The sequence below is a fragment of the Kitasatospora sp. NPDC004289 genome (genome assembly GCF_053602875.1).
Window position 1 is genome coordinate 34,304 of record NZ_JBSGEL010000008.1, and the last position, 12,530, is coordinate 46,833.

Consider the following 12,530-nt stretch of genomic DNA (forward strand, 5'->3'; position numbering starts at 1 on the left):
GCCCGAGAAACAGCGGTCACCACTGATGCGGAATGGACGGGTCGAGCCGGGACGGGCTGATGAGGCGTCGGAAACTACGATCCACCCATCACGTTCCGAGAATTCCCTCCCCCAACGGTCGTACTTTCCCGATCCGGGACATCCGGGTCCGGCGCACTGGCTATCGTGAACGGGCTGGGGAGGCCGATCGGCTGCACTGCGATCGTCGCGTCCCGTGATGCCATGCCCACCGAGGAGGGTCATGCTCGCCGAGGGGTTCCAGCCACCGTCCGCCACCGCACCCGAGGCCGAGCACCACGCGCCGACCTCGCCGTTCGCCGAGTCCTTCGAGTTCACGACCGGATCCGCCTTCGCGGCCGAAGCGGAGTGGGAGAGCAGCGCCGCCAACTCCCCCTTCCGGAACGAGTACGAGGAGACGGCCCCCGGTGACGGGGGCGCCTCACCGCAGCGGCAGGCGTACCTGGAGATGGTCGCGGAGCTGTACAACGAGGAATTCAGCGAGGCGCTCTACGAACTCGCGGCCGAAGTCTCGGCAGCGGCACAGATCCAGTACACCGAGTCGGAGGGCGTCAGCACGGCGGAGAACACGCAGCTCGCGGAACAGTACCTCGCGCCGTTGGCGCAGGAGACCGAATCCCTGTTCACCCGGATCTCCGAACAGTACGCCCAGCACGACATTTCGCAGTTGTCCGAGGCCGAGATCGACCGGATCTTCGAGTCGCTCCAGCCGGAGTTCGGCCACCTGAGCCCCGCATTCGAAGGATTCCTCGGAAAGATCTGGCGCAAGGCCAAGGACGTGGCCAAGGTGGGGGTGCGACTCGCCGCGAAGGGTGTCGCCGCCGTCGGAAAGCTCGGCCTGGGCTGGGTCTTCGACAAGCTGAAGCGCCTCGGCATGCTGGTGCTGAGGCAGGTGCTCCAGTACGCGATGGGCCAGGTGCCGGCCCACCTGCAGGCCTCGGCCCGCCAGGTCGCCAACCGGCTCTTCGGTAGCCGGGAGGCGGAGGCAGGGAGCTGGTCGGGCGAAAGCTGGGCCGCGGCCGATGCCCCGGTCACCGAGAACTGGGCCGCCGAGAGCTGGACCTCGGAGAGCTGGGCCGCGGAGAACTGGGCCGGCGAGGCGTGGACGCCCGCGTCCGAGGCCTGGGCGGAGAGCGAAGGCCGACCGGAGGAACCCGGCCGGGTGGCCGAGAGCTGGGTCACCGAGAACTGGGGCACCGAGAGCTGGGCGGCCGAAGGCCCTGCCACCGAGTACTGGACCGGCGGATCCGGCCTCGGTGGGCAACCGGCCCCCACCGACCGGTTCGCGCTCCTCCCGGCGGACGCCCCGCTGCAATCGCTCGCCCACCCCGACCTCGACTCCGTCCAGCAGGGCTTCGACGCCCAGGCCGCGGCACTGCTGTTCGCGCCCGAGGGCGCCGCCGGCGAACAGCAGGGCACCGCGTCGGAGACCTGGGCGGCCGGCGCCGAGACCTCCCTCGCCGAGGACCCGCTGGGCAGACTGGACGCCGCCCGCGAGCAGTTCGCCGCCGAGGCGGCCCGGGCCGTCCACGGCCAGGACCTCACCCCTCAGCTGGAGCAGTTCATCCCGGCGGTGCTGGCGGCGCTGCGACTCGGCGTGGGTCTGATCGGCCGGCCGCGGGTCACCGCCGTCATGGGGCGGGCCATCGCCGGCCTCCTCAGGAAGATCCCGGGGCTCGGCCTCAGCCCGCAACTGGCCGGTGCGCTGGGCACTGCGGTGGCGTCGGCCGGCCTCGGCATGGTGGGGCTCGAGGGCGCCGAGGAGCGCCGGCTGCTGCTCGGCGAGGCGGTGGCGGGCGTGGTCGAGGGAACCGTCCGGCGCGTCATGGAGCAGGGCGGTGAAGTCCTGGCCGACCAACGCCTGTTGGAGGCGGCCGTGCAGGAGGCGTTCGCCGAGGCGGCGGCCGAGTCCTTCCCCCCGTCCGCACTGCGCGAGGACCTGCACGAGGTCTCCGGCCGTGTGCCGCTCCCGGCCAAGGGCACCTGGGTGCGCTACCCCCGGCAGCGGTGCAACCGCTACAAGCGCTACAGCCGCGCGCTGCCGATCCGGCTCACACCGCAGAACGCCGCAGGGCTGACGGCCTTCGGCGGCGTCCCGCTCGCCGCCTTCCTCCAGGCCCGGTACGGCCTGCGGCTGCCGGCCTCCTTCCAGGGCCACCTGTTCGAGTCACTGCCCGGCACCAGGCTCTCGGCCGTGGCCCTGGCCAGTCCCGACATCCGAGGCATGGGCCCGTCCCAGCCGCGCGGGTACCGGCTGTTCGTCCCCGCGACCCGCGAGCTGATGGGGCGTCTGGTCGGCGAAGCCGGCCTCGGCCGGGACGTGCCCGCCGAGTTCCTGCGCAGTCACCGCCGCATCACCGTCGGCCAGCGCTTCCTGGTCCTCGTCCCGCAGACGGCCGCGCCGGGCCGTGCGCCGCTCCACCCGCCGGGCCCCAAGCCGAGCCGGGGCCAGGGACCAGGGCCGGGCCGGGCCAAGGACCCCGACGGCCCCAGGCCCGAAAGCCACCCGAGCCAGATCAACCTGACCCTGGACTTCCCCGGAGAGCGCGCCGTCGCCTACATCCACCTCGGCGAGCAGGACACCCAGCAGATCGCGGCTTCCCTCCGGGCAGGCGAATCCGCCACCCCCGCCCTGTTGTTGCTGCGCAGCGTCTACGTCGCGGGGCTCCGCAGCATGCTCAGCGGCGACGCCCGACGGCACGTCAAGCTGGTCCACGAGAGCGTGGCGGAGTCCGAGGCGGAGGGCGGCGGAACGGGGCTGCTCGCGGGGATCGGGGAGAGCATCCTCAAGAAGCTCGCCGACAAGCTCGTCGACTGGATCGGCAAGGCGCTGGCGGAGTACCTCGCCCGCTCCGCCAAGCAGTTCCAGGAGGCCGCGGCCAAGCGGACGGACGGGGTGACGATCACCGTGGTCATCCGACACCCGTCCCTGATGCAGGTGCTGCGCCGGCTGCTGCGCGGTGACCGGGTCGCGGCCGCCATCGAGTTCACCAAGGTGCTGCTGGCCCCGGCCGTGGTGGCGAGCGTCAGCCGGATCGACGCCGGGTTCCGCTCGTGACCGCCCCGGCCCGGCACACCCCCGCGGCCACGCCGAGCCCCCTGCCGAGCGCGGCGGAGAGCGCCGCGGGGGCGTCGGCGGTCCGCTTCGAGCTGACCGCTCAGATTGCCCACTGGCGCACCGCCATCCGCGGCCTCGCGGACCTTGACAACTTCGCGGCACCAGCCGCCTGGCAGTCCCTGGAGCGGTACCTCGGGCTCACCCTGCGCCGCCACCTCGAAGGCCTGGTACACGGGGTGAGCCTCGAACTCGACGCTTTGGAGGCCGACTTGAGGGCGGTCCGGGACAGGCCGGACCTGGCCCGGGTCACCGCGCGGCTCAACCGCTTCCGCCGCCGCTTCCTCCAGGCGGAGACGGTCCTCGAGTTCTACGGGCACGCGGTGCACTCCCGCACCACCACCCGGTTGGCGGAGATCCTCCGCGCCTGCGACGTCCTCGCCCGCCAGGCCATGGTCGCACCGCTGCGCCCGCTCGGGATCGAGCCGCCACCGGTGCTCGTGTACACCGGCGGAGGAGTAGGCGCGTCCATCCTGCGCGCCAGGCTGGGAGGTTGGGACGGCCCCTCCGGCGTCTCCCCGGCCGCAGCCGTGAAGCTCACCCGGTTCAACCTCTTCCGTCCCACCTCGCTCCTGCACGAGGTCGGCCACCAGGTAGCCCATCTCAACGGCTGGAGCGAGGAGTTGGCCGGCGCCCTGCGCCGGGGCGTGCCGGATCCGGCGGTCGGCGAGCTCTGGGCCGGCTGGGCCTCCGAGTTCGGGCCCGACCTGCTCGCCTTCGCCCACTCCGGCTACGGCTCGGTCGCCGCTCTGCACGATGTCGTGACCGGCGACGACCGCAAGGTGTTCGGCTACCCGCTCGGGGACCCACACCCGATCGCCTGGCTCCGCGTGCTGGTCGGCATCGAGCTGTGCGTGCGCCACTACGGCACCGGCCCGTGGGACACCCTGCGCCGGGCCTGGGTGACCGCGCATCCGATCACGGCCGCGCCACCCGCCCTGCGACCGCTGCTGGAGCGGAGCGTCGCCCAACTGCCCCGGATCGCCGAGATCGGCATGCGGGCACCCATGCGGGCGTTCGGCGGCCGGGCGCTGGCCGAGGTGGTCGACCCGGCCAGGGTGTCCCCGTCCGCCCTGGCCTCGCTGGAACGGACCGCCGGGACCGCCCTGCTGACCTCCAGTCACTACCTCACCACGGAGGGGCTCCGGCTGCTCGCCCGCTCCTCGCTGGAGGTGGCCGTCCGCCCGGACCGGGCGGCCCGGGCCGCCACCGACTGCGAGACCTGGATGCGCAACCTCGGCCGGCTGGTCTCCGCCCCGCGCACCGGCCCCTCCTGACGGGGCACCGCGCATCCGCACCGTCCACAGCCACACGCAGTCGCACGCAGTCGCACGCGGCTGCGCGCAGCCGAACGCGCCGCACCGGCGCAGCCGTCACCCGAGCAAGGAGGACCAGCGATGACAGCGGCCGGGGCCGAGCAACCACCAGTGACCGTCCACGACCTGGCAACGCTGCTGCGCGCCCAGGGCGCCAATCAGGCGCACCTGCTCGAACAGCTCACCGACCTGGTGGAGAACGCCCTGGGCGGCCGGGGCCACCTCGACCGTTCGGCGCTCGAGGACGTGGCCGACCGGCTCGTCCGGAACTTCGCGGACGAGCTCGCCAGACGCAGCCCCTCTGCCCGGCCCGACCAGGAGCGGATGCACGCCTACGACATGATGCGACGTCAGTTCGCCGGGCCCTACGACGAGGAGGCCTCGCCGCTGTCGGCGGCGCGGCTGGTCTCGTTCTTCCCCCGTTCGGGTCCGGCCCACGCCCGGGTCACCCTCTCCCTGAAGAACGCCGCGCAGCCCGTCCAGGTGGCCTTCAGCACCGGACACGGAGGCGAGTCCGTGGCGGCCGAGATCCTCGAGGTGAACAGCCCCGCCGCCGGAGGGATCTGGTCCGTGACGGCCGCCGTGCCGGAGGCGGCTGCGGACGGGCCGATCACCGTGGAACTGACCGACGGCGGCAGCGTCACCTCGCCGTACGACTTCCTCATCACGACGGGACCGACCCGCCCGTCGAGGCCGGCGACGGCCGTCACCGGCGACTCCGGAACGAGGGACTGAGCATGTTCCAGCAACTGGCCCGGTGGTTCGCCACCCAGATCGAGGTGCAGGCGGCGGCGGGCGGCCAGAGCCCGCCCACCGGCGAGGAGTTGACCCGCCAGGCGACCGAGGCGGTGTGGCGGCTGCACCCGGTGCAACTGCTGCGCTTCGCGGAGGAGGCCTGGGCGTCCCGCCAGCGGTCCGCCGAACGGCCGGACCTGGCGCTGCCGGAGTACCTGCTGCACGGCACCGTGCCCGGCGAGGAGTCCGGCATCGCCGACCTGCTCCCCGGCCTCACCGAGACCTTCTACCACCCACCCGGCGTCCGGCGCCCGCTGCCGCCGGTCATCCCGAACGCGGACTGGTATCACATCGCGTACCCGTGCCTGCTGTCCTTCACCGGCATGGTGGACATCTTCCGGAAGGTCCTTCTCGAGTACGCGACGGACGAGCGTCTGGAGACCCCGAGCCCGGTCACCCGCGCCTGGCTGCGGACCACGGAGCAGCTCTTCTTCCGCGACCCTCCGCCGGGCTCCATCCTGTCCGTCACCAGCAGCCTGCGCCCCGACACGGACGCGGTCCTCGACAACGCGTTCTTCCGCGTCCTCGGAATGAAGCCACCGCCGCGCACCCGCACCGGCGGCCCCGATCCCGACTCCCAGGTGGGGGCGGCCAACCGTGAACTCCCGCGCCTGTTCGAGGACTTCCTCGGCCACGTGAAGACCGCCTCGGACAACCAGCTGAACACCAGCGGCCCCAACCCCAAGGACGACGCGGCCATCGCCAACGGCGCGCGCCGACTGCAGGACATGCTGCTCACCCGGCAGCGGGCCGGCAACCTGGCTCAGGTCGCCTTCGCCGCCACCTTCCGCTACGAGTGGTTCAGCCTCACCCTGTGCAGCGACAACCCGGTGATGACGGACCTCAAGATCGGCGGCAAGACCGAGGGCATGCGCCTGCTCAACACCGGCCTGCTGGTCGGCGTGCAGGCCCACCGGCACGCCGACCGGTTCTTCAGCCTGGCGCCCCGGGTGGCGGTGCTGTTCCGGCAGATCGAACTCGGGCGGTACAACAACCCCTCGGCGGTCAGCGTCCTCTACACCGAACCCCCGGGAAGCCCGAACCCGGTGCGCCGCGACCTGCTCGACATCATCAACCACTGGTCCGTCGCCACCGGCCGCGACATCGGGGCCCAGCGAACCACCGTCACCCTCCGCACTCCGCCTACCCCCCGACCTCCCGCACCCCGCGCACCGACGCCGCGGCCGACCGCCGCACTACCCGCCGCACCGCGCCCCGGCAGCTCGCCTCCACGGCGGATCAGCGGCTGACGGCGCCGCCCCGGCCCCGGCCGAGGGGGCCCGGGCGCGGTGGGTCAGGCGAGCGGTGGCCGAGTGGACGGCGCCCTTCACGATCAGGGCGAGCCACCAGCGGGCCAGCTCCCAGCGGATCTCCGGCTCCTCCGCGGGCAGACCTGCCGGCAGGTCGAGCTCGTCGATAACCTGGTCGAAGAGCCCCGTCGCCGCCTGCTCCTCGGAGCACCCGAGCCCGGCGAGCATCCGCGGCGAGGGGGAGTCGACGTCGACGACCAGCGCCGCCGACCCTGCCTGGATCAACTGGTCGGCCCGGCCCTGACGCCCCAGGCGGCGTTCCAGGGCCAGCGTCCGAAGGTCCACGAGCGCTTCTCGGGACTTTGGGAGCAGGGGTCGTACAGGGTCTCGTGCGGGAGGCCGGGTCGGGGATGCTGTTGTCCTCCCCGAGCACGTACGACCAGAACGGGACGGTGGCGCGGGCGTCGTCGAGCCGGGGGACATCGGCCAGGAAGGTCTTCGCGATCCGCACCGCGGCCTCGGACCGCTCCGGCCGCTCGCCCCACGCCGGGTGCCAGAAGCCGCTGTGCTCGAGGTCGAAGAGCACTTCCTCGACCGGCCGGTCGAGACTGTCGCGCAGCGCGCCGAGGTCCCCGCCGCCCCGCCAGTCCGGCCAGCGCTTGCCCACGGGTAGCCCGGCACCGAGGAAGACCCGATGGTCGGCCGGGAACCGGAAACCGAACCGCGCCTCCACCGCGTCCAGCTCCTCCTCGCTCGGCCCGGGCGCGAGGTGGGCGCCGTGCAGACGGTGGAGAGCGTCGGCGGCTTCGACGTTGAGAGGACGGGGCGGCTGGAGAGTCACCGGCGCCGCCCAGTCGGCGCGCTCCCTGATCGATCATCATTCATCCGGCCGGCCATCGAGTCCGGTCACAACCACCGGAGGGTCTTGCGCGGACGGCTCCGGCAGGAGATTGTTACGGCCATAACATTCTCCGAAGGAGCGAAGCACGTGCGCATCACCATCGCCGGCGCCGGCATCGGCGGCCTCGCCACCGCCCTCAGCCTGCACGCCGCCGGCCTCACCGACCTCACCGTCCACGAGGCCGCCCCCGAGATCCGCCCGCTCGGCGTCGGCATCAACCTCCTGCCGCACGCCGTCCGCGAGTTGACCGAGCTCGGCCTCGCCGACCGCCTCGCGGCGATGGCCGTGCCCACCGCCGAGCTCGCCTACTTCAACCGCTTCGGCCGGCCCGTCTGGTCCGAGCCCCGCGGCCTCGCCGCCGGCTACCGCTGGCCGCAGTACTCCGTCCACCGCGGCGAGCTCCAGATGCTCCTCCTCGACGCCGTCCGGGAACGCCTCGGCGCCGACGCCGTCCGCACCGGCAGCCGCATCGCCACCCTCGACCACGACTCCGACCTCCTCATCGGCGCCGACGGCATCCACTCCACGGTCCGGGCCGCCCTCAACCCCGGCGAGGGCGCGCCCCCGTGGAACGGCCTGGTCCTCTGGCGCGGCACCACCGTCGCCCCGCCCTTCCTGACGGGCCGTTCGATGATCATGGCGGGCGACGGCACCCAGAAGTTCGTCGCGTACCCGATCGGCGACGGCACCCGCGTCAACTGGATCGCCGAACAGCCCCTGGCCGGCGAAGCCCCGGACCGCGGCAACTGGAACCGCCCGGCCGAACCGGCCGCCGTCGCCGCCCACTTCGCCGACTGGCGCTTCGACTGGCTGGACGTCCCCGCCCTGATCACCGGCGCCGAGGCCGTCTACGAGTACCCCATGGTCGACCGCGAGCCGCTCGCCTCCTGGAGCGCGGACGGCGTCGTCCTGCTCGGCGACGCCGCCCACGCGATGTACCCGGTGGGCTCCAACGGCGCCTCCCAGGCCATCCTGGACGCCCGCGCCCTCGCCCACTCCCTCGCCACCACCGGCTCCACCACCGCGTACGAGGAGAACCGGCGCCCCGCCACCACCGCCCTCCAGCTCGCCAACCGGCAGCAGGGCCCCGAGGTGGTCATGCGGCTCGCCCACGAACGCGCCCCGCTCGGCTTCGACGACATCGAGGCCGTCGTCCCGCTCGCCGAACGCACCGCCATCGCCGAGGCCTACAAGCGCACCGCCGGCTTCGACCCGGCCGTCCTCAACTCCCGCCCCTCCTGGACCGTCCCGCAGTAGCCCTCACCCGGAGCACCTCAGCATGCACCTCGAACCCCTCGCCGACTTCACCGTCCAGGTCGCCACCCCGCTCGACCTCGGCCCCTCCCCCCAGGGCCACCGCCGCATCGTCCCGATCACCGGCGGCCGCTTCACCGGCCCCGACCTGCGCGGCGAGATCCTCCCCGGCGGCGCGGACTGGCAGCTCCTCCACCCGGACGGCACCATCGCCATCGACACCCGCTACACCCTGCACACCGACGACGGCGCCCACCTCCACCTCACCACCACCGGCCTGCGCACCGGCCCACCCGAGATCCTCGCCGCCCTCGCCGCCGGCCACCAAGTCCCCTCCACCGCCTACTACTTCCGCCTCTTCTGCCGCTTCGAGTCCGGCGACCCCCGCTACCAGTGGCTGACCCGCACCCTCGCCGTCGCCACCGCCACCCGCACCCCGGACGCCGTCCACTACACGGCCTTCGCCCTCACCTGAGCGGGTGTCACCCCCGCTCAGTAGCAGGTGGGGCGGCTCTGCTGCGCACCCGTCAGGTAGGTCTGCCGCTGGGCGCTGCTCAGCCCGGCGCCCAGCGCACAGAGCGACTTGATCACGGTCTCCGGATCGGCGAGCGAGGCGGCGCGGGTGAGCCGGATCCCTCCCTCCTGGGAGGCCGAGGCGAGCACCTGCCCGTCGGCGGAGAAGGCCACCGCGGTGACCGGGGCCGGATCCCCGTCCCCGTCCGTCTTCCCCACGTGGGTGGTGACGGTCTCCAGGAAGGCGCCGCCGGCCGCCTCCCAGAGCCGCACCCGTCCGTCCTGCCCGCCGGAGGCCAGTCTCCTCCCGTCCCGCGAGTAGGCGACGGCCGTCAACGGTCCGGCGCCCGCCTCGTCCCGGAGCGAGCGCACGGGCTTCCCGTCCTCCGCCCGGAGGATCCGGACCGTCCCGTCGTCCGCCGCGACCGCGACCGACGCACCGTCGGGGGAGACGGCGAGCGCGGCCGGCCGGGCCCCGTTCAGGCCGCTCTCCCAGAGTAGGTGCCCGTCCTCGGCCGACCAGCTCACCACCCGTCCGCCGGCCGAGGCCGCGACCACCGCGCGCTCCCGCAGGGACCAGCCGACCGACCGGAACTCGTCGCCCGCCCGGCCCTCCAGTTCGCGCAGCACCGTCCCGGCGTCCAGGTCCAGCAGCTCGACCCGGGTGCCCCAGGAGCCCACCGCCCGCTTGGCGTCGCGGGTGAACGCCGCCTCCGTCACCACCCGGTCGTACTCGGAGCGCACCCGGTGCTCCCGGGTGTCCCAGCGGACGAGTCCGCTCTGCACGGTCGCCAGGACGGCGCCGTCCGCGCTGAACCCCAGCCCCCAGCCCCGGCCGCTGCCGACCAGGGCGCCGACCGGCCAGGGGGCCTCGCCCGGCTCGGGTGCGCCCACCAGGGCGCCCTCGGCCGTCCCGGCCGCCAGCAGCTTGCCGTCGGGGCCGTACGCCAGCGCCCGGACCGGGCTGTCCGACCAGTCGAGGTCGCTGCTGCGCGGCCGGTCGGTGGTCCGCCACACCCAGACCGAGCCGTCGGACGCGGCCGCGGCCAGCCGGGCGCCGTCCGCGTCGAAGGCCACGTGCCCCACCCAGCCCGCAGGGCCGGTCAGTTCGACGCGCTGCTGACGGCTCGCCAGGTCCCAGATCCGCACCGGGGCGTAGAAGCCTCCGCTCGCCAGCGAGGTGGCATCCGCGGAGAACGCCAGAGCGGCCACCGACGGCTGCTCCGACGCCGGAGCGCCCTGCGCGGCCGGCGGGGTGACGTCCAGCACGGTGCTCCCCGTCCCGAGGTCCAGCACCCGAACGCGTTCGCCGGGGCCGCTCCAGGCGTACAGCCGGCCGTCCGCGCTCACCGTCCTGGTCCCGGCCGTGGCCGGCTCCGGGACCTGGACGTCCTTGCGGCGGTTGCCCGTCTCCAGGTCCCACCAGCTCAGGCGGCCCTGAGCCACCGTCACCACCGCCGGCCCCCCGGCGGCGGCCACCACGCCCAACAAGGTGCCCGGCACGGTCCGCCGGCCGGCCGTGTCCAGGTCGCGGAACACGAAGGTCGTCTCTCCCCGGCCGACCACCAGGTACCGCCCGTCCGGGCCGAAGCGCACCGTGTCCACCTCGTCGGCCATCGCGTCGGCCCCCTCCGGAAGGCGCACCGCCCCCGTGAGACGTCCGGTGTCCGCCTCCAGCACGCTCACCACGTGCCCGCGCCCGACCGCCAGCCGTGCACCGTCGGACGAGAGCGCAGCGGAGTCCGCCATCCAGCCGGGCAGCACCGGCGCCCCGCTGGGCGCCGCCAGGCGGATCGGGAGGTCGGACCGCCGCACGTCCAGCCGGCCGGCGCCCGTGGTGTCCATGCGCTGGACGCTCACCCCGTCCGTCCCGTTCAGGGCGGCCAGCCGGCCGGCGGTGAAGGCCAGGCCGCCCATCCCCCCGTTCGAGGAGACACCGACCACCGGCTGGTCCGCGTGCCAGCCCAGTGCCGTGCGCGCCTGCGGCGTGTCCGCCGCACGGAACGACTCGATCGCCAGACCCATCGACAGCAGCGGGTCGGTGGAGCGGAACACCCGTGACTGGTCCGCGAGGTGGCGCGAGACGGCCAGGCCGGCCTGCTCGCTCGCGGTGGCCGAGGCCTGCGCCGCCAACTCCCGCTGCACCGCGTTGTCGGCTCCCAGGACCCGGTTGCTCTCACGGGTCGTCAGGAGCACCGGGATCAAAGTGCCCGCGCCCGCGAGCAGCACGAACACCGCCACCAGTGCGGTCAGCTTCCTGCGGTCCGTCCGCCGGACCAGTTTGGCCGCGTCCGACAGGTCGGCCGCGAACCTGACGTCCACTCCCTCCGCCCGGGCCGCGGCCATGCCCTCGGTGCGGTTGGCCTTGGGCATCACCACCGCGAGCCCGCCCGCCCGCGCCGCCCGTACCTTGCGCTCGATGCTGCGACCACCGGCCAGCGCCCGCAGTTCGCCGCTCGCGCCCAACACGCCGGAGACCGCCGTCCGTTCGGCCAGCATCCGGATCCCGAACCACCTCCGGCCCGGGCGCAGGCGACGGCGGAGCTCCGAGACCGCGACCCCGAAAGCAGCGGACAGCGAGCCCTGGCGCACCTCCTCCACCGGGACGCCCTCCTGGGTCAGCGTCCAGAGCACGCACAGCCCGGACCCGGCGCCGCCGGCCGCCCCCCAGGCGTGGGCCAGGCCGGTGGCGAAGGCCGCGTCCACCCAGAGGAAGCCCATCGTCTCCGGGTCGGGGTGGAGCCCCGGCGGGCCGTCCCGCACCACCCACGCCGCCAGCTCGGCGTGCTGCCCGCCCACCTCCAGGTCCAGCAGCACCGGGATCCGCACCACCTGCCCCCTCCGCTGCGGGCGCCGCCCGAGCAGCACGAGCGCGAGCAGTAGCAGGAAACCCGCCGCCTGCGGGTCCGCCATCCGCTCCAGCGAGGGGAGCAACGGCCGCACCCGGTCCGGCAGTCCACCGACCGCGCCGAGGGCGGGCGGACCACCGCCCTCCACGGGGCCCGGGGCCGGCAGCAGCACCTGCGCGGCACGCCAGTGCCCGCCCGCCCGCTCGACCGCGGCCGACGCCCCGTCACCACCACCGATCGCCGACACCAGCTCCGCCACCGCGGCGACGGCGGCCTGCGCCGCCGACCGACCGGTGCCGGCCGCCAGGTACTCCAACTCCTGCAGCTCGGTGAGCCCCGGGGGGATCAGCAGACGACCGTTCCGGCCCAGCTCCTGGTAGAACTCTCCGTGGGGATCGGTCAGTTGAGCGACGGCGGCCGGGCCGCCGGAGGCCAGGGCCCGCGCGCAGCGGCGGACGAACTCCCCACCACGGCCTACCGGCTCGGACTCGGCCTGCTCGGCTCTGCGCACCGCTTCAC

Annotated in this window: 8 protein-coding genes; 6 read left to right on the forward strand and 2 right to left on the reverse strand. The window is 74.1% G+C overall.

What is annotated here, in order from left to right:
• Positions 1 to 241: 241 nt before the first annotated feature.
• From ACWEPF_RS07450 to ACWEPF_RS07465, 4 genes are all read left to right on the forward strand, one after another.
• On the forward strand, positions 242 to 3,076 hold the full coding sequence (locus ACWEPF_RS07450) for a hypothetical protein (RefSeq protein ID WP_452171811.1): 2,835 nt from the start codon (positions 242 to 244) through the stop codon (positions 3,074 to 3,076).
• Entirely contained in the window at positions 3,073 to 4,410 is a 1,338-nt protein-coding gene (locus tag ACWEPF_RS07455) for a hypothetical protein (RefSeq protein ID WP_452171812.1), read from the forward strand. The genes ACWEPF_RS07450 and ACWEPF_RS07455 overlap by 4 nt, the downstream gene beginning before the upstream one ends.
• A 120-nt stretch (positions 4,411 to 4,530) precedes the next feature.
• On the forward strand, positions 4,531 to 5,184 hold the full coding sequence (locus ACWEPF_RS07460; protein WP_452171813.1) for a hypothetical protein: 654 nt from the start codon (positions 4,531 to 4,533) through the stop codon (positions 5,182 to 5,184).
• A 2-nt stretch (positions 5,185 to 5,186) separates the two neighbouring features.
• Complete coding sequence (locus tag ACWEPF_RS07465) at positions 5,187 to 6,494, forward strand: hypothetical protein (protein ID WP_452171814.1); 1,308 nt, start codon at positions 5,187 to 5,189, stop codon at positions 6,492 to 6,494.
• Here the strand turns inward: ACWEPF_RS07465 and ACWEPF_RS07470 are convergent.
• Complete coding sequence (locus ACWEPF_RS07470) at positions 6,441 to 6,839, reverse strand: hypothetical protein (RefSeq protein WP_452171815.1); 399 nt, start codon at positions 6,837 to 6,839, stop codon at positions 6,441 to 6,443. The two genes, ACWEPF_RS07465 and ACWEPF_RS07470, sit on opposite strands and share 54 nt — an antisense overlap.
• A 643-nt stretch (positions 6,840 to 7,482) precedes the next feature.
• Between ACWEPF_RS07470 and ACWEPF_RS07475 the strand changes: the two genes are divergently transcribed.
• Together ACWEPF_RS07475 and ACWEPF_RS07480 are read left to right on the forward strand one after the other, a co-directional pair.
• Positions 7,483 to 8,652, forward strand: a complete 1,170-nt coding sequence (locus ACWEPF_RS07475) for a flavin-dependent oxidoreductase (protein WP_452171816.1) — start codon at positions 7,483 to 7,485, stop codon at positions 8,650 to 8,652.
• Positions 8,653 to 8,674: 22 nt separating this feature from the next.
• Positions 8,675 to 9,124, forward strand: a complete 450-nt coding sequence (locus ACWEPF_RS07480; protein ID WP_452171817.1) for a DUF3237 domain-containing protein — start codon at positions 8,675 to 8,677, stop codon at positions 9,122 to 9,124.
• Positions 9,125 to 9,141: 17 nt separating this feature from the next.
• Here the strand turns inward: ACWEPF_RS07480 and ACWEPF_RS07485 are convergent, their stop codons facing one another.
• Positions 9,142 to 12,522, reverse strand: a complete 3,381-nt coding sequence (locus ACWEPF_RS07485; protein ID WP_452171818.1) for a WD40 repeat domain-containing protein — start codon at positions 12,520 to 12,522, stop codon at positions 9,142 to 9,144.
• Positions 12,523 to 12,530: the final 8 nt, after the last annotated feature.